The sequence below is a fragment of the Streptomyces microflavus genome, assembly GCF_014650075.1.
Taxonomy (GTDB): Bacteria; Actinomycetota; Actinomycetes; order Streptomycetales; family Streptomycetaceae; genus Streptomyces; species Streptomyces microflavus.
This window is the reverse complement of record NZ_BMUG01000002.1, coordinates 107,570-131,112: the sequence shown is the minus strand read 5'-3', so window position 1 is coordinate 131,112 and position 23,543 is coordinate 107,570. Positions and strand designations below refer to the sequence as shown.

The following is a 23,543-nucleotide window of genomic DNA, read 5'->3' as shown; positions in this document are numbered from 1 at the left end:
GGTTATTTCTTCCGGGTAATGCGGCTGCCCCATTACTGCATTCGGGGAAAACCCTCCGTCGATCTTTCGGCGTTGGGGGGAGTGCGATCAATTCTCTTCCGGACCACTGTTTTGATCCGGTTCCGCTCCCTACAATCCGTCCACGTCTTGAGCGCTGAGCGTCAAGGAGGACGTATGGCGGAGTTCTTCACCACCCCAATGGCTGCACCGGCCCCCGTGGCTGCACCGATGCAAGAATCCGCACTTCGAGAATCCGCACTTTCCGACGGACCCGGCTCCCTCGCGGCTGCGGTACTCACCGACGACAACCGGCTGATCGTCATCGTCGTGGCGGTCGTCGCCGTCGCCGCGCTCGTCGTCGCCCGCCTGCTGGTACGCCAGGTACTGGCGGCCGGCGAGGGCACCGAGCGTATGAAGGAGATCGCCGCGGCGGTCCAGGAGGGCGCCAACGCCTATCTGGCCCGGCAGCTGCGAACGGTCGGCGTGTTCGCCGTGATCGTGTTCTTCCTGTTGCTGTTGTTGCCGGCCGACAACTGGTCGCAGCGCGCGGGGCGTTCGCTCTTCTTCCTGGTGGGTGCGCTTTTCTCGGCGGCCACCGGCTACATCGGTATGCGGCTCGCCGTACGGAGCAATGTGCGGGTGGCGGCCGCCGCGCGTGAAGCGACTCCGGGAGAGGGCGAACCGGAAAAGGATCTCACCACCGTCTCGCATCGCGCGATGAAAATCGCATTCCGTACCGGTGGTGTGGTCGGAATGATCACGGTGGGGCTTGGGCTGCTCGGCGCCTCCTGTGTGGTTCTCGTCTATGCGGCCGACGCGCCCAAGGTGCTGGAGGGGTTCGGCCTCGGTGCCGCGCTGATCGCCATGTTCATGAGGGTCGGCGGCGGGATCTTCACCAAGGCCGCCGATGTGGGCGCCGACCTCGTCGGCAAGGTGGAACAGGGAATCCCGGAGGACGACCCGCGCAACGCCGCCACCATCGCGGACAACGTGGGCGACAACGTCGGTGACTGCGCGGGCATGGCCGCCGACCTCTTCGAGTCGTACGCCGTCACGCTCGTCGCCGCGCTCATCCTCGGCATGGCCGCCTTCGGCGACTCCGGCCTGGCCTTCCCCCTGATGGTCCCGGCGATCGGTGTCGTCACCGCCATGATCGGGATCTTCGCGGTCGCCCCCCGGCGCGCCGACCGCAGCGGGATGACCGCGATCAACCGGGGCTTCTTCATCTCCGCGGTGGTCTCGCTCGTCCTGGTGGCCGTGGCCGCGTACGCCTATCTGCCGTCCTCATACGCCGGACTGGACGGGGTCACCGACGAGGCGATCACCGGGCACGGCGGCGACCCGCGGGTCTTCGCCCTGGTCGCGGTGGCCATCGGCATCGTCCTGGCCGCGCTGATCCAGCAGCTCACCGGCTACTTCACCGAGACGAAGCGCCGCCCCGTCCAGGACATCGGGAAGTCCTCGCTGACCGGCCCGGCGACCGTGGTGCTCGCCGGCGTCTCCATCGGCCTGGAATCGGCCGTCTACACCGCCCTGCTGATCGCTCTGGGCGTCTACGGGGCGTTCCTGCTGGGCGGTACGTCGATCATGCTGGCGCTCTTCGCGGTGGCGCTCGCCGGGACCGGGCTGCTCACCACGGTGGGGGTCATCGTCGCCATGGACACCTTCGGACCGGTCTCCGACAACGCCCAGGGCATCGCCGAGATGTCCGGTGACGTCACCGGCGCCGGGGCCCAGGTGCTCACCGACCTGGACGCCGTCGGCAACACGACCAAGGCCATCACCAAGGGCATCGCCATCGCCACCGCCGTTCTGGCGGCGGCCGCGCTCTTCGGCTCCTACCGCGATGCCATCGCGACGGCGGTCGCCGATGTGGGAGCCGGGGCGGGGGAGCTGGGGCTGAGTCTGGACATCTCGCAGCCCAACAACCTCGTCGGTCTGATCCTCGGTGCGGCGGTCGTCTTCCTCTTCTCCGGGCTCGCCATCAACGCGGTCTCCCGGTCCGCCGGGGCCGTCGTGTACGAGGTCCGGCGGCAGTTCCGCGAGCACCCCGGGATCATGGACTACACCGAGAAGCCGGAGTACGGCCGCGTGGTCGACATCTGCACCAAGGACGCCCTGCGCGAGCTGGCCACGCCCGGCCTGCTCGCGGTCCTGGCGCCGATCGCGGTCGGGTTCAGCCTCGGTGTCGGCGCGCTCGGCTCGTACCTCGCGGGTGCCATTGCCACCGGCACCCTGATGGCGGTCTTCCTCGCCAACTCCGGCGGCGCCTGGGACAACGCCAAGAAGCTTGTCGAGGACGGGCACTACGGCGGGAAGGGCAGCGACGCACACGCTGCGACCGTGATCGGTGACACGGTCGGCGATCCCTTCAAGGACACGGCGGGCCCGGCGATCAACCCGCTCCTCAAGGTGATGAACCTGGTCGCGCTGCTCATCGCCCCGGCGGTGGTGCAGTTCAGTTACGGGGCGGACGCGAACCCCTGGGTACGGGCGCTGGTGGCCGTCTTCGCCATCGTGGTCATCGTCGGCGCGGTCTACGTGTCCAAGCGGCGCGGCATCACCGTGGGTGAGGACGACAGCGGTGCTCCGGGCGGCGGCGGTCCGTCGCTTCCGTCACCGGATCCCGCGGCGGCCCCATGACGGGCATGAGGGGTACGGGCGGAAGGGGATCCACCGATTCCGGGTGACGGCTGGTCACTGTGCGGGCGGGTGGTACGTGTTGGCGTACTTCCCGCCCGTATCTCTGCCTGAGGGCCGGGCGCCCGGGGTGCCTGGGGGCCGGACGCCCTGGGTCCGCCGTTCCGGTGAGCGGCCGTACGTGTGTCGGATTCTCCGGCCGAGTGGCATCTCCCTCATTTCCCTTGGTGCAAATGGCTTCAAAAGTGTGCACATCGGATGCTCGGCACCCGGATGGAGCCCTCTTGGCGTGTAAGTTCCGGGGCCGAGAGCCTTGGAAGGGACCCAACCGGTGAACAAGAAGCTTGCAGCCGCACTGTCCGGCGGTGCGGTACTCGTACTGACGCTGTCGGGCTGCAGCGACGACAGCGACAACAAGGTGGACGACTGGGCCAAGAAGGTCTGCGACCAGTTCCAGCCCCAGTTGCAGAAGATCACCAACGCCAACGCCTCCATCCAGCAGCAGACTGCTGACAACAGCAAGCCCGCCGATGTCCAGAAGGCCGACTCGGCCGCCTTCCAGCAGATCTCCCAGGCGTACAAGGCGCTGGGCGTGGCCGTGGACTCGGCCGGTCCGCCGCCGGTCGACGACGGCGAGACCACGCAGAAGGAGGCCGTGAAGGAACTCAACGCCGCCTCCACGGCGTACGCGGATCTGAAGACCAAGGTCGACGCCCTGGAGATCAAGGACCAGGCGAAGTTCGCCGACGGCCTCAAGGGCATCGCCGACGAGCTGAACAAGATCAGCACCAGCGGCGACCAGGCGCTGAAGAAGCTGGAGTCCGGCGAGATCGGCGCCGCGATGTCGAAGCAGAAGGGCTGCCAGAAGCCGGCGGCTTCGACCGGGCCCGCCAGCCCCTCGGGCTCCGAGGCGCCGGACGCGGGTGCAGCGGCTTCTCCCGCGGCCTCGGCTTCGGCTTCGGCTTCGGCGGAGAAGAAGGCGTAACCCGCGGCTTCCGGGAGAGCGGCAGTAGACCTGGCGATCAGCCCAGGAGAGCAGCAGACCTGGAGAGCCGCAGACCTGGAGATCGGCCCTGCGGCAGCGGCCCGGACGCTCACCGAGTGTCCGGGCCGCTGCAGTTGTCAGTGGGACCGGACACAATGGACGGGTGAGTAAGACCAGCCTTCCCGCACCCGACCACACCGCCGGCCTCCGTGAGGCGCTGCTCGCCGCCGCCTTCACCGCCGACGGCCTCCTCGACCGGCTCGGCGCGTCCGCCTATGCCGCGCTCGCCCGCAGCGAGACCGTCCCCGCCCTGCGCGCCACCCGGGGCGTGTCACCGCTCGACACGCTGGTGCGGCTGTTCCTGCTCCAACGGGCCGTCCCCCAGGAGCAGGCCCGCGCGGCCCTGCCGCTGGAGGAGTGCGTCCAGGACGGCTGGGTGGGCGTCGAGGACGGCCTGGTCCGCGCCACCGTCGACGTACGGCCGTACGGCGGGCCGGACGGCGAGGACTGGTTCATCGTCTCCGACCTCGGCTGTGCGGTCGGCGGGGCGGGCGGGATCGGCTCGCACGAGGAGGGTGTCGTCCTCGGGGTCGGCGGGGCCTCCACCACCCTCGCCTCCATCACCGTCCGCACGCCGGTCACCTCGGCCCTCGACCTCGGTACGGGCTCCGGCATCCAGGCGCTGCACGCCGCCCAGCACGCCACCCGCGTCACCGCGACGGACCTCAACCCCCGCGCCCTGGAGTTCACCCGGCTCACCCTCGCCCTGTCCGGAGCCGCCCCCGCCGATCTCCGTGAGGGCTCCCTCTTCGAGCCGGTCGGCGCCGACACCTTCGACCTGATCGTCTCCAACCCGCCCTTCGTCATCTCGCCCGGCGCGCGCCTCACCTACCGGGACGGCGGCATGGCCGGCGACGACCTGTGCCGCACCCTGGTGCAGCAGGCGGGGGGCCATCTGAACGAGGGGGGATATGCCCAGTTCCTCGCCAACTGGCAGCACGTGGAAGGCGAGGAGTGGCAGGACCGGCTGCGCTCCTGGGTGCCCGCGGGCTGCGACGCCTGGATCGTGCAGCGCGAGGTCCAGGACGTCACGCAGTACGCCGAGCTGTGGCTGCGCGACAGCGGCGACCACCGCAGCGACCCGGAGGCGTACGCCGAGCGGTACGAGGCGTGGCTCGACGAGTTCGAGGCGCGCGGGACCACGTCCGTCGGCTTCGGCTGGATCACCCTGCGCAGGTCCGCCGCCGCGGCCGCGGGGAACCCGTCGATCGTCGTCGAGGAGTGGCCCCACGCCGTGCAGCAGCCGCTGGGCCGGGCCGTCGAGGACCACTTCGCCCGTCAGGACTATCTGCGCGACCAGGACGACGCCGCCCTGCTCGCCGGGCACTTCACCCTCGCCGCCGAGGTCGTGCAGGAGCAGGTGGGCCTGCCCGGTGCGGAGGACCCCGAGCATGTGGTGCTGCGCCAGCACCGCGGGATGATGCGGGCGACCAAGGTCGACGCGGTGGCCGCCGGGTTCGCCGGAGTGTGCGACGGGTCGCTGCCCGCCGGGCGGATCCTGGACGCCATCGCCCAGCTGATGTCCGAGGACCCGGTGCTCCTGCGCGACCGCACCCCGCAGGCGATCCGCCTGCTGGTCGAGGAGGGCTTCCTGGAGCCGGTGCCCGGTGCCGGGCAGGTCCGGGGGTGAGGCCGGTGTGACCCGGACCGGACGGTCCGTCACCCGCGAACCGGCCCTGGAGGGCGCGCACATCGGAGAGTGCGGAGGAGACTGTGGTGGCCCCCGGCGAACGCAGGTACGGCACTCCGGGAGCCGGCCTCCTCGGCCCCGTCGCCGGACTCCGCTCCGGACCGGCCGGGCGCTGCTCGGCCTCCTCGGCACCCTTCTCATCAGCGCCTTCACGCTCACCGCTGCCTCCTTCCTGCCCGGCCTGCGGATTCCGGTCGGGCTCTGCCGGGGCTCGGGGCGGTGTTCCTCGCGGCCGTCACCGGCAGCTCCGCGTCCGGGTCGGCGCAGGGGCGCCCGGGCTGTGACTCCGGCGCCTGTTCCTCGCCCCCGGCGTGGCCGGATCCGTACTGCTCCTGCTCCTGCGCGCCAGGTCCGTGACGCATGCTCCTGCTCCTGCGCGCCGGGTCTGTGATGCCTGACGGCAGGTGACGGCCCCGGTACTCCCGGTGGGCGGGTGGTGTTCACCCGGGGTTCGTGTCGGCGACGCCCCGGGGTGGCAGCCTCCCCCATGATCGAGCGGTACGACGTGCTCGAGCGGTACGACAGGGTCGAGGGGTACGACATGGAGAGCGTCGCAGCAGTCTTCGCCGGCACGGCCTTCGCGCTGTTCGGTGCCGCTCTCCTCATCTGGACAGGGGCGCGCGCCGTACACCGCGCGCCGGTGCTGCACGGTGTGAGCCCCGTCGCCTCCACCGCACTCACGACACTTTTCGGCGTAGTTTTCCTCGCCCTCGGCGTGTGGTGCTTCACCCTCGTCTGATCCCCTCCCCCGCCGGGGCCGCGCCCGGGTCGAGGGGGTGCCGGGCGATCACCGGGACCACCTCCGCAAACCCGTAGGTCGGGGCTTCGCACGGCCCGGACCCGTCGGTCCGGGCGGCAGGAATGGCGGAAGTCGGGTTACCGTTCGAGTGGCCGTTGCGGGCTTTTGCCGTTTGACACGGGGGCGGGTTGTACCGTCACACTCCGCAGCGACAGCACCGCGGGCAGCGTCTTGACGCTGCCCGGATGCCCATCGAGTGTCGACCGGAGAGAAGAGCGAAGTTGTCCCCGACCAGCGAGACCGCACAGGGCGGCCGCCGACTCGTCATCGTCGAGTCGCCTGCCAAGGCGAAGACGATCAAGGGCTATCTCGGCCCCGGATATGTCGTCGAGGCGAGCGTCGGGCACATCCGCGACCTGCCGAACGGCGCCGCCGAGGTGCCGGACGAGTACACCGGCGAGGTGCGCCGTCTCGGCGTGGATGTCGAGAACGACTTCCAGCCCATCTATGTCGTCAACGCAGACAAGAAGGCCCAGGTCAGGAAGCTCAAGCAGCTGCTGGCCGAGTCCGACGAACTCTTCCTCGCCACCGATGAGGACCGCGAGGGCGAAGCCATCGCGTGGCACCTGCAGGAAGTGCTCAAGCCCAAGGTCCCGGTCCACCGGATGGTCTTCCACGAGATCACCAAGGACGCGATCCGGGCCGCCGTCGCCAACCCGCGCGAGCTCAACCAGCGCATGGTCGACGCCCAGGAGACCCGCCGCATCCTCGACCGCCTCTACGGCTACGAGGTCTCGCCGGTCCTGTGGAAGAAGGTCATGCCGAAGCTCTCGGCGGGCCGCGTCCAGTCCGTCGCCACCCGCCTCGTCGTCGAGCGGGAGCGCGAGCGCATCGCCTTCCGCTCCGCCGAGTACTGGGACCTGACCGGAAAGTTCGCCACCGGACGCACCGGTGACGCCTCCGACCCCTCGACCCTGACCGCCCGCCTCAGCGCGGTCGACGGCCGCCGGATCGCCCAGGGCCGCGACTTCGGCCCCGACGGGCAGCTCAAGGCCGGCTCCGCCCAGACCCTGCACCTCGACGAGGCGAACGCCCGCGCCCTGGCCGCCGCGCTCGCCGACACGTCCTTCGCGGTCCGGTCCGTCGAGTCGAAGCCGTACCGACGTTCCCCGTACGCCCCCTTCCGGACGACGACCCTCCAGCAGGAGGCGAGCCGCAAGCTGGGCTTCGGGGCGAAGGCGACCATGCAGGTGGCGCAGAAGCTGTACGAGAACGGCTTCATCACCTATATGCGTACCGACTCCACGACCCTCTCGGACACCGCGATCTCCGCGGCCCGGGCCCAGGTCACGCAGTTGTACGGGGCGAACTACCTGCCCGAGAAGCCGCGTACGTACGCCGGGAAGGTCAAGAACGCGCAGGAGGCGCACGAGGCGATCCGCCCCTCCGGCGACCGCTTCCGCACCCCCGCCGAGACCGGCCTCACCGGCGACCAGTTCCGGCTCTACGAGCTGATCTGGAAGCGGACCGTCGCCTCCCAGATGAAGGACGCGACCGGCAACTCCGTCACCGTCAAGATCGGCGGCCGGGCGAGCGACGGCCGGGACGCCGAGTTCTCCGCCTCCGGCAAGACGATCACCTTCCACGGCTTCATGAAGGCGTACGTCGAAGGTGCCGACGACCCGAACGCCGAGCTGGACGACCGCGAGCGGCGGCTGCCGCAGGTCGCCGAGGGCGACGCGCTGTCCGCCGAAGAGGTCACGGTCGACGGGCACGCCACCAAGCCCCCGGCCCGCTACACCGAGGCCTCGCTGGTCAAGGAGCTCGAAGAGCGCGAGATCGGCCGCCCGTCGACGTACGCGTCGATCATCGGGACCATCCTGGACCGCGGATACGTCTTCAAGAAGGGCACGGCGCTCGTCCCGTCCTTCCTCTCCTTCGCCGTGGTCAACCTGCTGGAGAAGCACTTCGGCCGGCTCGTCGACTACGACTTCACCGCCCGCATGGAGGACGACCTCGACCGCATCTCGCGGGGCGAGGCCCAGTCCGTGCCGTGGCTCAAGCGCTTCTACTTCGGCGCCCAGCCCGGTGACGACACCTCCGACGCCGGTACGGCCTCCGACGCGGGCAACGGCGACGGCGACCACCTCGGCGGTCTGAAGGCACTGGTCACCGACCTCGGCGCGATCGACGCCCGGGAGATCTCCTCCTTCCCCGTCGGCAACGACATCAAGCTCCGTGTCGGCCGCTACGGCCCGTACATCGAGCGGGGCGAGAAGGACGCCGAGGGCCACCAGCGCGCCGACGTGCCCGAGGACCTGGCACCCGACGAGCTGACCGTCGAGCTCGCCGAGGAGCTGCTGGCCAAGCCCAGCGGCGACTTCGAGCTGGGCGCCGACCCGGTCACCGGCAACCAGATCATCGCCAAGGACGGGCGCTACGGCCCGTACGTCACCGAGGTGCTGCCCGAGGGGACGCCGAAGACCGGCAAGAACGCGGTGAAGCCGCGGACCGCCTCGCTCTTCAAGTCCATGTCCCTGGACACGGTCACCCTGGCCGACGCCCTCAAGCTGATGTCGCTGCCGCGCGTCGTCGGTGAGGACGCCGAGGGTGTCGAGATCACCGCGCAGAACGGCCGCTACGGCCCGTATCTGAAGAAGGGCACCGACTCCCGGTCGCTGACCTCAGAGGACCAGCTCTTCGACATCACCCTCGAAGAGGCCCTCGCGATCTACGCCCAGCCCAAGCAGCGCGGCCGGGCCGCGGCCAAGCCGCCGCTGAAGGAGCTGGGCACCGACCCGGTCAGCGGAGCGCCGGTCGTGGTGAAGGACGGCCGCTTCGGCGCGTACGTCACCGACGGCGAGACCAACGCGACGCTGCGGACCGACGACAGCGTCGAGGACATCACGCCGGAGCGCGGCTACGAGCTGCTCGCCGAGAAGCGCGCCAAGGGACCCGCCAAGAAGAAGACGGCGAAGAAGGCCCCGGCGAAGAAGGCGACGGCCAAGAAGACGGCCGCGAAGAAGACGACGGCGACCAAGACCACGGCCGCCAAGAAGACCGCGGCGAAGAAGACGACGGCGACCAAGACCACGGCCGCCAAGAAGACCGCGGCGAAGAAGACGGCTTCTGCTTCGGCCTCCGCTTCGGCTTCCTCGGAGGACTGACCGGTTCTGTTGTTGTGACGTACTGCTGCCCGGCACCTGGATCAGGTGCCGGGCAGCAGTACGTCAAAGGGCCTGTGATCGCGTGCGTCAAGGGTCCATGAGCGGGCTGGCCGAAAGTCATCTGCGGCCATATGTTCGGACAGGCCGACAGGCACCGCACCGCTGCCGATAGGCTGGGCGGATGACGCGAGCCGAGCAGCCAACGGTCGTGAGCCCCACCTCCGACACACTTGCCGCAGACTCACGCGAGCGCGCCGTACGAGCCCTGTTGCGTGTTCCCCCGCTGAAGCGGTTGTGGAGCGCCCAGCTCGTCGGCGGTATCGGCGATGCACTCGCCCTTCTCGTGCTGGTGCTGTTGTCGCTGCAAGCAGCGGTCCTGGAGGGCTCATTCGGAGCCGGATACCGCGGGGCGGCCTTCGCCGTCGCCGCCGTGTTCGGTGCCCGGATCCTTTCCACAGTGCTCTTCGGAGCCGTACTCCTGGGGCCTTTGACGTCGCTCACCGCGCCCGGCGGAAAGCTGGACCGGCGATGGCTGATGATCGGGACGGACGGGCTGCGGCTCGCCCTGCTGATCATCGCCCCGCTGTGGATCGACTGGGTGCCCGACAAGGCGCTCATGATGATCCTCATCACCGTCTTCGTGACCGGTGCCGGTGAGCGCCTGTGGGCGGTGGCCAAGGAGAGCGCCGCCCCGGCGCTGCTCCCCGCCCCGCCGATCGAGGGCGCCGCCGTACGTCCGCTCCCCGACCACCTCGACGCCCTGCGCAGGCTGTCGCTCCGTACGAACTTCCTCGCCGTCCCCGCCGCCGCGGTGGTCCTGCTGGCCGCCACGCTGATCGGCAACCTCCTCGGCACGGGCCTGGAGTGGTTCTCCTTCCACCAGGCGGCCCTGGGTTCGTATGTCGCGGCCGGTCTGTTCATGGCCTCCATCACGACCCTGTACTTCCTCGAACTGCCCGACACCCAGACCCCCCGGCCGCGCTCGCCCCTGGAAGGGCTGCGCCGCCCCACCCACGGCAACACCCCCGACAAGGGCCGCACCGGCGCCCTCCCGCTGGTCGTCGCCGTCAGCGCGGCCGTCGCCGGAGCGATCGCCGCTGCCGCCGCCGTATCCGTTCTGCACGCCTACGACCTGGGCGGCGGACCCGTCACGTTCGCGCTGCTGATCCTCGCGCTGACCGGCGGTACCGCCCTCGGTATCCGTACGGCGCAAAAGGTGCTGCCCGCCCTGTCGCGGCGCCGCCTCCTCGCGCTGGCCACCGCTGTCACAGGCGTCGCACTTCTCGCACTCGGCCTGGTGCCGGACACGGCCACCGGGCTCGCGCTCGCGCTCCTCGCCGGTTACGCCGCCGGGGTCGCCGCCAACATCGGGCACGCGATCATCGACCAGGAGACCGAGGCGTCCCGGCAGGCCCGGACCACCGAGCACCTCCAGGCCATCGTCCGGGTGCTCGTCGCGCTCGGCGCGGTCGCGGGTCCGCTGCTCGCCGCCGCGATCGGGCAGCACCGCCTGGGCGGCGGAGACTTCGTCTTCGACCACGGCGGGGCCGCCTACACGCTGATGCTGATCGGCGCGCTGCTGCTGCCCGTCGCCGCGATCGTCCTCGCCAAGACGGACGACCGGGCGGGCGTACCGCTCCGCCGCGACCTGCGCGAGGCGCTCCGCGGTGGCGACCCGGCGGTCGCGCCCGCGGCCACCGGCTTCTTCCTCGCCCTGGAGGGCGGCGACGGAGCGGGCAAGTCCACCCAGGTCGAGGCGCTCGCCGACTGGATCCGGGCCAAGGGCCACGAGGTCGTCGTGACCCGTGAGCCCGGGGCCACCCCCGTGGGCAAGCGGCTGCGGTCGATCCTGCTGGACGTCTCCTCCGCCGGGCTCTCCAACCGCGCCGAGGCGCTGCTGTACGCCGCCGACCGCGCCGAGCACGTCGACTCCGTGGTCCGCCCGGCGCTGGAGCGCGGCGCGATCGTCATCTCCGACCGCTACATCGACTCCTCCGTCGCCTACCAGGGCGCCGGACGCGACCTGGCGCCGACCGAGATCGCCCGGATCTCGCGGTGGGCGACGAGCGGCCTCGTACCGCATCTGACGGTGCTGCTGGACGTCGACCCGCAGACCGCGCGGGAGCGGTTCACGGAGGCGCCGGACCGGCTGGAGTCGGAGCCGGCGGAGTTCCACGAGCGCGTGCGGTCCGGGTTCCTGACCCTGGCCGCCGCCGACCCGACGCGCTACCTGGTGGTGGACGCCGGGCAGGAGCCCGAGGCGATCACCACGGTCGTACGCCACCGCCTCGACCGCCTCCTTCCGCTCTCCGAGGCCGAGATCCAGGCCATCGAGGAGGCCCGGCGCAAGGCCGAGGAGGAGGCCCGGCGCAAGGCGGAGGAAGAGGCCGCCCGCAAGGCCGAGGAGGAGCGCCTGGAGAAGGAGCGCCAGGAGCAGCTCGCCCGGCTGCGCGCCGAGGAGGAGGAGCGCAAGCAGCGCGAGCTGGAGGAGGCGCGCCAGCGCGAGGCCGAGCGCCAGGCCGAGGAGGCCCGGCAGCGTGCCGAGGAGGCCCGCCGCCGCGCCGAGGAGGACCGCCGGCGGCTGGAGGCCGAGGAGCGGGCCCGCGAGGCCGAGCAGGAACGCCTCCGCAGGCAGGCCGAGGAGGAGGCACGGCTCCGCAAGGAGGCCGAGGCGCTCCGCCTGGAGAAGCAGCGGAAGGCGGAGGAGGCGCTGGTACGGGCCGAGGAGGCCCGCCGGCGTGCTGAGGCCGAGGCTGCCGCCCGTACGGAGGCGGCTCGGGCGGAGGCCGAGCGGGCTGAGGTGGCGCGGGCTGAGGCGCGTGCTGCGGCGGACCGTGCTGCGGCGGAGCGTGCGTCCAGGGATTCCGGTGGTTCCGGTGGTTCCCGCACGGAGGCTTCCTCGCGTTCGGAGGGGCCCACCGTTCCGGAGAACGAGCTCACGGTGCCCACGCCGATCGTGAACCCGAACGAGATCACGCAGCCGGTGCCCACGGCGCGTCCGGAGGACGGTACGCCGTCCGGCCGCCTTTCCTCCCCTTCGGGGGAGGACGAGACGGCGATGCTGCCGCGGATCACGGACGAGCGGTCGGGCCGGGAAGCCAGGGGCGCCGGGGGCGCCGGGGGCGCTCGGGACGCCGATGAGACGGCTGTTCTGCCGCCCGTGCGCGGCGATCAGCCTTCCGACCGGGTGCCGAAGGGCTACTTCCGGGACGAGGGCCCGGCGTCCTCGCCCGCGGAGAGCGAGAACGAGCGCACCCGGGAACTGCCGCAGGTCGAGGACCCCCAGGCCGCGGGCCCGGCCGGTGACACGGCTCGCGGCCGGCGCACCAAGCGCCCCCGTTCGGACTGGGCGGAGGAGACCCCGCTGGACGATCTGCCGACGCTGGCGGACGAGCTGCTCGGCGGGCACGACGACGACGGTCCCACCGGCCGGGGGCGCCGCCCGCGCGGCTGACCCGACCTGTCCTGAAGTCCGGCCCGTCCGCCCCTGAGGGGTGGGCGGGCCGGACTGTCAGTGGCGTCCCCCACAATGGAATCCGAACGATGGAAGGGCGGTGACCCATGACCGTATGGGACGACCTGGTCGGACAGGACCGAGTGAGGGAACAGCTCGCTGCTGCCGCCAAGGACGCCGATGCGCTGGTCACGGCCGTCTCCGCCCGTGAGCCGGTGGAACAGGGCTCGAAGATGACCCATGCCTGGCTGTTCACCGGACCGCCGGGCTCCGGGCGGTCCACCGCCGCACGTGCCTTCGCCGCCGCGCTCCAGTGCACCAGCCCGGACCGGGCGCTGGGCGGGGAGCCCGGCTGCGGCTTCTGCGACGGCTGCCACACGAGCCTGATCGGTACGCACGCCGACGTCCAGGTGATCCGCACGGACCTGCTCTCCATCGGTGTGAAGGAGACCCGCGACCTGGTCCGCCGCGCTCAGCTCTCCCCGGCGGTCGGCCGGTGGCAGGTCATCGTCATGGAGGACGCCGACCGCCTCACCGAAGGCGCGGGCAACGTCCTGCTGAAGGCGGTCGAGGAGCCGGCGCCGCGCACGGTGTGGATGCTGTGCGCCCCTTCGCTCGAAGACGTGCTGCCCACGATCCGCTCCCGCTGCCGCCACCTCACCCTCGGCACCCCGCCGGTGGAGGCCGTGGCGGACGTCCTGATCCGCCGCGACGGGGTCGATCCCGAGCGGGCCCACTCCGCGGCACGGGCCACCCAGGGGCACATCGGCCGGGCGCGCCGCCTCGCAACGGACGAGCGGGCCCGGGCGCGGCGGGCGGCGGTGCTCAAGGTTCCGCTGCGGGTCGCCGATGTCGGCGGCTGCCTCAAGGCGGCCCAGGAGCTGATCGACACGGCCACCGATGACGCCAAGCAGATGGCGGACGAGGTGGACGTGAAGGAGACCGAGGACCTGAAGGCGGCGCTCGGCGGGGTCGCGGGCGGCCGGATGCCGCGCGGCACGGCGGGGGCGATGAAGGAGCTGGAGGACAAGCAGAAGCGCCGCAAGACGCGAACGCAGCGCGACAGCCTGGACCTGGCGCTCACCGAGCTCACCGGGTTCTACCGCGATGTGCTGGCGCTCCAGCTGGGTTCGCGGATCGCCATCGCCAATGTGGACGTGCAGGACTCCCTGGACCGGATCGCGGAGTCCTCGACCCCGGCGCAGACCCTGCGCAGGATCGAGGCGGTGATCGCGTGCCGGCAGGCGATGGACCGTAACGTGGCGCCGCTGCTCGCGGTGGAGGCGATGACGATGTCGCTGAGATCGGGCTGAGGGCGGCCTGAGGGGCGCAGGGCCGTCCTGTCAGCTGGTCCCTGTTCACCCGAATGAGCAGGGAATCGGACGACTCGTCACCCGGCGGATACGCTCCCAGGATGGATACCAGGCGCCTGCTCCGCACCTTCGCCATCGGGATCGGCACTGCCGGCCTGCTCGTCTCCGGCTGCAGCGGCGGCGGCTCGTCGCCGAGTGCCTCGGCCACCGGCACGGCTGCCCCCGACGGGCTGAGCTCGTACTACGCGCAGAAGCTGAGCTGGCGCGACTGCGGGGTGGAGGGGTTCGAGTGCACGACGATGAAGGCCCCGAGGGACTACGACAAGCCGGCTGACGGCGACATCGACCTCGCGGTCTCCCGTAAGAAGGCCACGGGCCCCGGCAAGCGGATCGGCTCCCTCCTGGTGAACCCGGGCGGTCCCGGCGGCTCCGCGATCGGCTATCTCCAGGGGTACGCGGCGCTCGGCTACCCGGCCCAGGTCAGGGCCCGTTACGACATGGTGGCCATCGACCCGCGCGGCGTGGCCCGCAGCGAACCGGTGGAGTGCCTGACGGGCAAGGAGATGGACGCCTACACCCAGGTCGACCAGACCCCGGACGACGAGGCGGAGGTTCAGAAGCTCACCGCCTCCTTCGAGAAGTTCGCGCAGGGCTGCGAGAAGCGGTCCGGCGAGGTCCTCCCGTACGTCTCCACCGTCGACACGGCCCGCGACATGGACGTGCTGCGGGCCCTGCTCGGTGACGAGAAGCTGCAGTACGTGGGTGCCTCGTACGGGACCTTCCTGGGCGCCACGTACGCGGACCTCTTCCCGGAGCGGGCCGGCCGCCTGGTCCTGGACGGCGCGATGGACCCCTCCCTCAAGGCCATCGACATGAACCGCGACCAGACGGCGGGCTTCGAGGGGGCGTTCCAGTCCTTCGCCGCGGACTGCGTCAAGCAGCCGGACTGCCCGCTGGGCACCACGTCCACCGCCGACGCGGCGACCGCGCTCAAGCAGCTCTTCAAGGACCTGGACGCGAAGCCGATCCCGACGGGTGACGACCGCGAGCTCGGCGAGTCCCTGGCGACCACCGGGGTGATCGCGGCGATGTACGACGAGGCGGCCTGGCCCCAGCTCCGCGAGGCGCTCGCGGGTGCCCAGCGCAGCGACGGCTCCGGCCTCCTCTCGCTGGCCGACAGCTACTACGAGCGCGAGCCGAACGGCGCGTACGCGAACCTGATGTTCGCCAACGCCGCCGTGAACTGCCTGGACCTGCCGCCCGCCTTCGACGGCCCCGACGCGGTGGAGAAGGCGCTCCCCGACTTCGAGAAGGCCTCCCCGGTCTTCGGCCGCGGCTTCGCCTGGGCCTCCCTGAACTGCGCCTACTGGCCCACCAAGGCCACCGGCACCCCGCACCGCACCGAGGCGAAGGGCGCCGCCCCGATGGTCGTGGTCGGCACCACCCGCGACCCGGCCACCCCCTACAAGTGGTCCCAGGCCCTCGCCGGCCAGCTCTCCTCCGGCACCCTGCTCACCTACGACGGCGACGGCCACACGGCGTACGGCCGGGGCAGCGACTGCATCGACACGGCGATCAACACCTACCTCCTGGAGGGCACCCCGCCCACCGACGCCAAGAAGTGCACCTGACCACCGTGCCCCCGGCCTGACCTGCTCTGACCCGGCCTGACCTGTGCAAAGGCCTCCGGGGGCGCCCTGTGCGGAGCACCCCCGGAAACTGTGTAGACTTGGCCCCGCTGCTGATCGCACCATAGTGCGACAGGGCGTGCCGCCTTAGCTCAGTTGGCCAGAGCAACGCACTCGTAATGCGTAGGTCTCGGGTTCGAATCCCGAAGGCGGCCCCATCAGAAGCCCAGCTCAGACCCGTCTGAGCTGGGCTTCTTGCATGGTGTCCTCCGGTGGTGCCCAGCGTCCGGAATTCCTCCCGGTCGCCGCCGGGGTGATCGAGGTCCATGGCCCCGGGGCTCAGCCCCGGATCCCGCCTCCGTCCGCGCGTCGGATGTCCCCTTGCCTGACCCATTGGTCTAGTCCAAACTGATCCGCGACGAAGCCTCTGCAGAGTCGGCCGTGCACGGCCCGCAATGCCGCAGCCGGTCGTGATCGAGGGGGGCGGTCATCGGATGAGGGGGATGGCATGTCGGAGAGGACGTCGGCCGTGGGGCTTGCCCCTGGGGGGCCGGCAGGTGAGCAGGGGTCGTTCGGGCCGCAGCTCCAGGCGTTCCGCAGACGGGCCGGGCTGAGTCAGGAGGTGGCCGCGTTACGGGCCGGGATCAGTACGCGGGCGCTCCGTGACATCGAGCGCGGCCGGGTGCAGCGGCCTCAGGCGCGGACGCTTCAACGGCTGGCGGAGGTGCTGGAGCTGACCGGGGGTGAGCTGGCGGAGCTGCTGGCCACCACTCGTACCGGGCCGCCGCGTGGCGCTGCCCGGCCGCGGCTGCTGATCCTTGGGCCGCTCGCTCTCCAGCGCGGCCGGGACCCCGTGCCGGTCACCAGCCCGATGTTGCGGCGGCTGCTCGGACTGCTGGCGCTCAAGCACCCCGAGCCTTCCACCCAGCGCGAGATCACCGACACGCTCTGGCCGTCCGGGCCGCCCAGTTCGCACCAGAGCCTCATCCATACCTACGTCAGCCAGGTCCGGCGGCTGCTGGAGCCGGGCGGCCCGCGGACCGTTCCGGCGCCCACCGTCGTCCGGACGCCCACCGGATATCTGCTCCAGGCGTCCCGGAACCAGATCGACCTCGGCCACTTCGACGAGCTGCTGGCCCAGGCGGAACGGCTGCACCGCGCACCGGACCCGGGGGCGGCGTACGAGTCGCTGACGCAGGCCCTGCGGTGGTGGCGGGGGCCGGTGCTCGCGGACGCGGATCCGGTGCTGCGCCAGCATCCGGCCGCGGTGGTGGCCAACGAGCGGCGGGTCAAGGCCGTGCTGTTGTACGCCGACACGGCCCTGCTGCTGCGCCGGCCCGAGGAGGCCGTCCCGCTGCTCTGGGACATGGTCAACACCGAGCCGCTCCACGAGGGGCTGCACGCCCGGCTGATCCTCACCCTCGGCAGCTGCGGGGAGCAGGCCGCCGCGCTCAACGTCTTCAGCCGGCTGCGCGACCGGCTCGACAAGGAGCTGGGCATCGCGCCCAGCGCCGAGGTCCGCGACGCCCACCTGCGGGTGCTGCGCCAGCAACTGCCCCTCGCTCAGCGCCCGGACCGTCCCGCACCGGTCGGCCGCACGGCGCCCGGTGGCCCGCTCCCGGCCCAGTTGCCCGCCATGGCCGGCGCCTACGTCGGGCGGCGGCGGCAGCTGCGGGAGCTGGACACCCTCCTCTCGCCCGACCCGGGGGAGCGCGCCCATGTGGTGGCGGTGGTCGGCGCGCCCGGCGTCGGCAAGACCGCCCTCGCCAAGCACTGGGCGCACGCGCGGCGGAAGCACTTCGAGGACGGGCAGCTCTTCGTCGACCTGCGCGGCCACTCCCCGCTTCCCACGCTGCGTCCCGCCGACGTCCTGGCGCAGTTCCTCCGGGCCCTGGGCGCGCCGCCCGACCGGCTGCCCGCGGACGAGGACGAGGCGGCGGCGCTGTACCGCACGCTGCTCGCCGACAAGCAGATGCTGATCGTGCTGGACAACGCGCGCGACGCGGAGCAGGTCAGACCGCTCATCCCGGGCGCCCGGGGCTGTGCGGTGGTGATCACCAGCCGCAGCCGGCTCGCGGGCCTGGTCGCGAGCGACGGCGCCCGCCAGCTCGCCCTGGACGTCCTGGATCCGGACGAGGCCCGCCGGCTGCTGGGCAGCATCATCGGCGAGTGCCGGGCCACGGCCGAGGAGGAGGCGGCCCGCAGACTCGTGCAGCTCTGCGGCGGCCTGCCGCTGGCCATCCGGATCGCCGGTGCCAACCTGGTGGCCCGCGACACGGGCATCGCCGACTACTGCGCCGAGCTGGCGGGTGACGACATGCTCAGCCGGCTGCGCATCGAAGGGGACCGGCGCTCGACGGTGCGGGCAGCCTTCGACCTCTCCTACCTCGCGCTCCCGGCCGAGGCCCGGCGGATGTTCCGGCTCCTCGGCCTGATGCCGGGACCGGACGTCTCGGTGAACGGCGCCGCGGCGCTGACGGACTCGACCTCGGCCGCTTCGGCGGGGCTGCTGGTGAGCCTGACGGACGCCCATCTGGTGCGGGAGCGGGCGGCCGGCCGCTTCGGGCTGCACGACCTGGTGCGCTCCTACGCCCGCGAACTGGTCAGCGGCCAGGAGGCGCACGCCGCCCGGCAGCGGCTCTTCGAGTGGTACCTCTACCACGCCGACGCGGCGGCCCGGCTGCTCTACCCGGCGGAGCCGGCCGCGGGCCCGTCCGCCGGCGCCCCGCCCTCGGCCGCGCTGGTCTTCTCGGACCACGGCGAGGCCTCTGAATGGCTGGACAGCGAGCGGGAGAACCTGGCCGGCGCCGTGCTGCAGGCGGCCGGCTCCGGCTTCACCACCATCGCCTGGCGGCTGGCGGAGAGCCTGCACAGCTTCCTCTCGGTGGGGATGTACACGGGGGAGTGCCTCAAGGTCGCGACCGCCGGGCTCTTCGCCGCCGTCGCGGACGGCGAGCTGCGGGCCCAGGCCGCCGCCCAGCTGCGGCGCGCCGAATGCCACTGGGCGCTGGCGAACAGGGCGCAGGCGGTGGAGCTGTTCGGCAGCGGGCTGGAGCTCGCGCGGCGGGCCGGCTGGCCCGACGGGCAGGCGCTGGCGCTGCGCCGCATCGGCGCCGCGCACCGGGAGAACGGCTGCGACTACCTCGCGCGCGATCTCACCCGGCGCGGCGACCCGGCGGCGGCCGTCGAGGGTGTCGTCAGCCTGGGGCTGAGCTGCTGAGGGCTCCGGCGGCAGGACAACTACTCCGGCAGTTGTACGAGTTCTGCCGGTCACCCCGGGCCGGCCGGCGGCGGGCGGCACAAACCCTAGGCCAGCAGCGGTGTCTCCGGCCCGAACCGGCCTCCCGGGGCGCTCATCGGCCTCTGGTCCAGCTGTAGGAGACCGACCAGTCCGGGACCGTACTGTGGCGGCACCGAACCGCTTCGCACCCCACCGCCCGTCCCCGTGCCGACGCATGAGGTGACATGTCGCCCCAGCTCCCGGTGGCCTTCGCAGCCGCCTGTGCGGGGCATGTTCCGGCCGCTCTCCCCTTCGGCCAGGCCAACATCATCCGCGCGCTCAGAATGAGGTAACGATGCAATTCGCGGCACAGGCCCCGCTCGGGGGAGACCAACGGGCGGACGAGATGGACGAGTTCGTGATCGCCGTCTACGAACGTGCGCTCGGGCGGGGGGCGTTCGATCCGGCCCGGATCGCGGAGGAGCTCGGTGTACCGCCGCACCGTGCCGAGCAGGCGGTCGGCGTGCTGCGCGAACTGCGCCTGGTCAAACCGGCGGAGGGCGGCACGGACCGGCTGGTCGCGGTCAGTCCGGAGGCCGCCCAGATGGAGCTGCTGGTCCCCCTGGAGCGGGAGATCCTCGACAGCCGCCACCGGCTCGCCGGATTCAAGGGGCAGTTGAGCTCCTTCGTGGCGGCCTTCGAGAAGCAGGCCAGAACCCGCACCGAGCCGGTGGTGATCACCGGTGACCAGGAGGAGATCGAGCTGCGGCTGCTGGAGGCCGCGCAGAGCTGCACCACCGAGGTCCTGGTGATGCAGCCCTGCGTGGCCCGCGAGACCCGTGAGCTGCGGCTGGCCCGCCCGCTGGTGCTGGAGGCGCTGCGGCGCGGTGCGCGGGGACGGATCCTCTACCCCCATACCGCGCGCGGCGATTCGGGGACCCGCGCGCACCTCGGTGAACTCCTGCCCGCGGGGGGGCAGGTGCGCACCACCAAGGAAGTGAGCGACCGCTTCCTGGTGTTCGACCGGAAGACCGCCTTCATCCCGTCCGGTGAGGACGGCGAGATCGCCGTCGTCTACGAGAGTACGGTCGCGGCCTTCCTGGCCGGACTGCACGCCAGGGTCTGGGAGTCCGCCGTGGACTTCGACTCCGGTGCGGCCGGCTACGCCGGGACCATGGAGGAGCTGAAGGTGACCCTGCTCTCCCTGCTGGCCTCCGGTGCCAAGGACGAGGTCATCGCCCGCCGTGTGGGCATGTCCGAGCGGACCTTCCGCCGCCATGTGGCCACGATCATGCAGGACCTGTCAGCCAGCAGCCGCTTCCAGGCCGGCGTGCTGGCCGCCCGAACCGGCCTGGTCGACCTGGCCCTGAGGAGTGCCGTATGAGCCGCTTCAACCAACTCGCGCAGACCACCGCGGTACGCCAGGTCCAGGAGGAGATGGGCAGCGCCAAGGCGGCCGGCCGCCGGGTACGGGAACCGGTCGAGGAGCCCGATCCGCTCGACGCCCGGTCGGCCGACTTCATCCGCAGCCTCGACGGCTTCCTGTTCTCCAGTGTGGGCGAGACCGGCTGGCCGTACATCCAGTTCAAGGGCGGCCCGCAGGGGTTCGTCCACGTCCTGGACCCGTACACGCTCGCCTTTCTGGACGTCCGGGGCAACCGGCAGTACGTCACCACCGGCAACGTGCGCGGTGACGACCGGGTCGCGCTCTTCTTCATCGACCACGCCCGCCAGACCCGCCTCAAGCTGTACGGCCACGCCTCCGCTGTGCTGGTCGACGAGAACTTGGAGCTCGCGGAGCGCCTGGAGTCGCCCCGTACCGAGGGCAAGGTCGAACAGATCGTCACCATCCGGGTCGAGGCCTACGCCTGGAACTGCCCCAACCACATCACCCCCCGCTTCAGCCAGCGCGAGGTCTCCGAGGCCCTGGCCCCGGTCCATGAGCGCCTCGCCCGGCTGGAGGAGGAGAACGCCGCCCTGCGCGCGGAAATCGCCGCGCGCCCGTGATGGACCGGGCCCGGCCGCTGACCGGATACGGCAGCCGGTTCCGGCCATCGAGCAACTCCGTGAGGGAATCCCTGACCAGAACCGGAGCGGCCCACTGGCCGAATTCGGCAGCCGGTTCCGGGCATTGAGGAACCCGTGCCCGGATTCCTAATCTGGATTCAGCAAAGAGCCTCGAAGCGAACGGAGGAAATCACTCGATGGTCAGCGACGTGATCGACCGGAACGACCGGTTTCGGGGAATCCTGGACCGGCTCGCCACCAAGTCGATCGATGACTACTACAACCCGTACCGGCTCTTCGAGTGGCCGGACCAGCTCCCCGAGGACATGTGGTGGATGAGCCCCGAGCTCACCACCACGTACGGGACGGAATGGGCCGAGAAGCTCACTCCCGAGCAGCTCCACACGCTTTCCAAGCATGAGAGCGTCAATTTCTACAGCCTCAATGTCCACGGCATCCGGGAACTGCTCGTCGAGGTGGTCAACCGGATTCACACCGCCGGATTCGAGACGCCGTCGGAGTTCTTCCACCATTTCATCGGTGAGGAGAACGAGCACATGTGGTTCTTCGCCGAATTCTGCCTCCGCTACGGCAAGAAGATCTACCGGCAGCCGTCCGGCGGCGCCGAAGCGGCCGTCCCCTCGGACAAGATCCAGAGCCTGCTGGTCTTCGCCCGCATCCTGATCTTCGAGGAGCTGGTCGACCACTTCAACTCGGCGATGGCCGAGGACGAGCGGCTGCACGAGACGATCCGCGGCATCAACCGGATCCACCACCAGGACGAGTCCCGGCACATCGCCTTCGGCCGCGAACTGGTCAACCTGCTCCACCAGGACCTGAAGCAGACCGCCACCGAGCAGGAGCTCGACGAGGTCTCCACGTACCTGCGCCGCTACATGAAGCACAGCTTCGAATCCCTCTACCACCCCCAGGTCTACCGTGACGCCGGCATCGAGCGCCCGCACGAGCTGCGCCGGGCCCTGCTGGAGTCCCCGGCGCGGGCCGAGGCCGAGCTGCGCACCTTCCGCAAGACCGCCAAGTACCTGGAGAAGACGGGGCTCATCCGATGACGGCGACCCGACTGACCGGCAGTGACGGCGAGCCCGCCCTGGCCATCCTGGGGCCGCAGGCCACCGCGCTCGTCAAGGAGCTCGACCGGATCTTCACTGGCTGGGGGCTGGCGGACGGTGCCGAGGAGATCAGCGCCCCGCCGCTCTTCCCGGTGACCGACCTGGAGAAGTTCGACGTCTACACCAACTTCCCCCACCTCGCCTGGGTGGCCGGTTCGCTGGAGCTGACGGACGACCGGTTCAAGCCGGTGGCAGGCAAGTTCGGACCCGGTGCCGTCACCGAGGCGCGCTACGGGCTGCCGCACGCCACCTGCTACGGCGCGTACCTCTTCCACGAGGGCGGCCAGGTCGCCGACGACTCGCTGGTGACCCTGGTCAACCGCTGCTTCCGCAACGAGGACCACTACAGCGGGCTGCGCCGCCTCGCCAGCTTCCAGATGCGCGAGATCGTCGCGCTCGGCAGCTTCGACCACACCCAGGAGGTACTGGCCCGCTTCACCGGGCGGATCCAGTCCTTCGCCACCGCGCTCGGCATCGAGCTGGGCCGGGAGGCGGCCGGCGACCCGTTCTTCCAGAACGACAGCGGCCGGGCCCTGATGCAGAAGCTCAGCCCGGTCAAGTACGAGTTCCAGTACGGCGACCTGGCGATCGCCTCGGTCAACACCCACCGCAACTTCTTCGGCGAGCGGTGCTCCATCCGGCTGGAGTCCGGCGAGCACGCCTACACCTCCTGTGTCGCCTTCGGCCTGGAGCGCTGGCTCGCCGTCCTGACCGAGCACTTCGACGCGGACCTCGGCGCCGCGCTCGACGCCGTACGCACAGCCGGGCTCGACCCCGTACGCACCGCCGCGCCCGACGCCGTACGCACCGCCGCCGAACCGTCGTGAGCCAGCCCCTGATCGGCGTCGACCTCGTGCCGCTGGCCCGGGTCGGCGAACTGCTGGACCCCGACATCGGACCGGTGCTCAGGCGGTTCCTCTCCACCGAGGAACTGGCCGCCTCCCGGACCCCCGACGGGGCCCCCGACCGGGCCGGGATCGCCGGCCGGCTGGCCGCCAAGGAGGCCGTCTTCAAGCTCCTCGGCGCGGTCGGCAGGCCCGTGCCCTGGCAGGGCATCGAGGTCCTGCGCGGTCCCGGCGGCCGGCCCGGGGTCCGGCTCTCCGGCACGGCGGCCGAGTTGGCGCAGCACGCCGGACTCGGCCCGATCGACGTCAGCATCAGCCACGACGCCGGCTTCGCGATCGCCGTCGCGGCCGCCACCACCTCTCGACCGACCCATCTCGCTGGATCAGTGACTTCGAAGGGAATGCCATGAGTTCCGCAGGTATCGACAAGGTCCGGGACTGGATCCTCGGCCGTCACCCCGAGCGCACCGAGCTCGCCGCCGACGTCGACCTCATCGAGAGCCGGCTGGTCGACTCGCTGGCCTTCGTCGAGCTCGTCTACACCATCGAGGACGCTGCGGGCGTCGAGATCGACTTCGACGCCATCGACATCGAGGACTTCCAGACCCTCGCCACCATCGAAAAGGCGTTCTTCGCCTGATCCCCAGGGTTCTTCCGATCCCGAG

Annotated in this window: 15 protein-coding genes and 1 tRNA gene; all 16 read left to right on the top strand. The window is 71.3% G+C overall.

The window, feature by feature from the left end; genetic code table 11:
• Positions 1–174 precede the first annotated feature (174 nt).
• The 16 genes from IE264_RS05610 (at position 175) to IE264_RS05535 (ending at position 23,518) form a co-directional block, all read left to right on the top strand.
• A complete protein-coding gene (locus IE264_RS05610; RefSeq protein ID WP_015609430.1) occupies positions 175–2,643 on the top strand; it encodes a sodium-translocating pyrophosphatase in 2,469 nt (822 codons plus the stop codon).
• A 328-nt stretch (positions 2,644–2,971) separates the two neighbouring features.
• A complete protein-coding gene (locus IE264_RS05605) occupies positions 2,972–3,625 on the top strand; it encodes a hypothetical protein (RefSeq protein WP_032758716.1) in 654 nt (217 codons plus the stop codon).
• A gap of 163 nt (positions 3,626–3,788) precedes the next feature.
• Positions 3,789–5,315 (top strand): DUF7059 domain-containing protein, encoded by a 1,527-nt coding sequence (locus tag IE264_RS05600; protein ID WP_032758715.1) that lies wholly within the window; start codon positions 3,789–3,791, stop codon positions 5,313–5,315.
• A gap of 601 nt (positions 5,316–5,916) precedes the next feature.
• Complete coding sequence (locus IE264_RS05595) at positions 5,917–6,114, top strand: hypothetical protein (RefSeq protein ID WP_032758760.1); 198 nt, start codon at positions 5,917–5,919, stop codon at positions 6,112–6,114.
• Between the two features lie 281 nt (positions 6,115–6,395).
• Positions 6,396–9,281, top strand: a complete 2,886-nt coding sequence (gene topA / locus IE264_RS05590; RefSeq protein ID WP_032758714.1) for a type I DNA topoisomerase — start codon at positions 6,396–6,398, stop codon at positions 9,279–9,281.
• 181 nt (positions 9,282–9,462) lie between these two features.
• Positions 9,463–12,735, top strand: coding sequence for a dTMP kinase (tmk, locus tag IE264_RS05585; RefSeq protein ID WP_051821912.1), 3,273 nt, complete (start codon positions 9,463–9,465; stop codon positions 12,733–12,735).
• A 107-nt stretch (positions 12,736–12,842) separates the two neighbouring features.
• Entirely contained in the window at positions 12,843–14,048 is a 1,206-nt protein-coding gene (locus IE264_RS05580) for a DNA polymerase III subunit delta' (protein WP_015609424.1), read from the top strand.
• A gap of 101 nt (positions 14,049–14,149) precedes the next feature.
• Positions 14,150–15,679 carry an alpha/beta hydrolase gene (locus tag IE264_RS05575; RefSeq protein WP_032758712.1) on the top strand — a complete coding sequence of 510 codons (1,530 nt, stop codon included), beginning with the start codon at positions 14,150–14,152 and terminating at the stop codon, positions 15,677–15,679.
• Positions 15,680–15,817: 138 nt separating this feature from the next.
• Positions 15,818–15,894, top strand: a tRNA-Thr gene (locus IE264_RS05570).
• 290 nt (positions 15,895–16,184) lie between these two features.
• Positions 16,185–18,896: a BTAD domain-containing putative transcriptional regulator gene (locus IE264_RS05565; protein WP_032758711.1), complete on the top strand. Its 2,712-nt coding sequence runs from the start codon at positions 16,185–16,187 to the stop codon at positions 18,894–18,896.
• A gap of 355 nt (positions 18,897–19,251) precedes the next feature.
• Positions 19,252–20,280 (top strand): helix-turn-helix domain-containing protein, encoded by a 1,029-nt coding sequence (locus IE264_RS05560; protein WP_032758710.1) that lies wholly within the window; start codon positions 19,252–19,254, stop codon positions 20,278–20,280.
• On the top strand, positions 20,277–20,903 hold the full coding sequence (locus IE264_RS05555; RefSeq protein ID WP_032758709.1) for a pyridoxamine 5'-phosphate oxidase family protein: 627 nt from the start codon (positions 20,277–20,279) through the stop codon (positions 20,901–20,903). Before IE264_RS05560 ends, IE264_RS05555 begins: the two co-directional genes overlap by 4 nt.
• A 197-nt stretch (positions 20,904–21,100) precedes the next feature.
• Positions 21,101–21,973, top strand: coding sequence for a diiron oxygenase (locus IE264_RS05550; protein WP_015609408.1), 873 nt, complete (start codon positions 21,101–21,103; stop codon positions 21,971–21,973).
• Positions 21,970–22,860 carry a class-II aminoacyl-tRNA synthetase family protein gene (locus IE264_RS05545; protein WP_032758708.1) on the top strand — a complete coding sequence of 297 codons (891 nt, stop codon included), beginning with the start codon at positions 21,970–21,972 and terminating at the stop codon, positions 22,858–22,860. The genes IE264_RS05550 and IE264_RS05545 overlap by 4 nt, the downstream gene beginning before the upstream one ends.
• Positions 22,857–23,288 carry a holo-ACP synthase gene (locus IE264_RS05540; RefSeq protein WP_015609406.1) on the top strand — a complete coding sequence of 144 codons (432 nt, stop codon included), beginning with the start codon at positions 22,857–22,859 and terminating at the stop codon, positions 23,286–23,288. Before IE264_RS05545 ends, IE264_RS05540 begins: the two co-directional genes overlap by 4 nt.
• Positions 23,285–23,518 carry a phosphopantetheine-binding protein gene (locus IE264_RS05535; RefSeq protein WP_015609405.1) on the top strand — a complete coding sequence of 78 codons (234 nt, stop codon included), beginning with the start codon at positions 23,285–23,287 and terminating at the stop codon, positions 23,516–23,518. The genes IE264_RS05540 and IE264_RS05535 overlap by 4 nt, the downstream gene beginning before the upstream one ends.
• The last annotated feature ends 25 nt before the right edge of the window (positions 23,519–23,543 follow it).

Bases quoted from the DNA above. Each gene is read 5' to 3' on its own strand.
- IE264_RS05555 (WP_032758709.1), top strand. From the start codon at position 20,277: ATGAGCCGCTTCAACCAACTCGCGCAGACCACCGCGGTACGCCAGGTC.
- IE264_RS05550 (WP_015609408.1), top strand. From the start codon at position 21,101: ATGGTCAGCGACGTGATCGACCGGAACGACCGGTTTCGGGGAATCCTG.
- IE264_RS05560 (WP_032758710.1), top strand. From the start codon at position 19,252: ATGCAATTCGCGGCACAGGCCCCGCTCGGGGGAGACCAACGGGCGGAC.
- IE264_RS05575 (WP_032758712.1), top strand. From the start codon at position 14,150: ATGGATACCAGGCGCCTGCTCCGCACCTTCGCCATCGGGATCGGCACT.
- IE264_RS05595 (WP_032758760.1), top strand. From the start codon at position 5,917: ATGGAGAGCGTCGCAGCAGTCTTCGCCGGCACGGCCTTCGCGCTGTTC.
- IE264_RS05610 (WP_015609430.1), top strand. From the start codon at position 175: ATGGCGGAGTTCTTCACCACCCCAATGGCTGCACCGGCCCCCGTGGCT.
- IE264_RS05545 (WP_032758708.1), top strand. From the start codon at position 21,970: ATGACGGCGACCCGACTGACCGGCAGTGACGGCGAGCCCGCCCTGGCC.
- IE264_RS05565 (WP_032758711.1), top strand. From the start codon at position 16,185: ATGTCGGAGAGGACGTCGGCCGTGGGGCTTGCCCCTGGGGGGCCGGCA.
- IE264_RS05535 (WP_015609405.1), top strand. From the start codon at position 23,285: ATGAGTTCCGCAGGTATCGACAAGGTCCGGGACTGGATCCTCGGCCGT.
- tmk (WP_051821912.1), top strand. From the start codon at position 9,463: ATGACGCGAGCCGAGCAGCCAACGGTCGTGAGCCCCACCTCCGACACA.
- IE264_RS05580 (WP_015609424.1), top strand. From the start codon at position 12,843: ATGACCGTATGGGACGACCTGGTCGGACAGGACCGAGTGAGGGAACAG.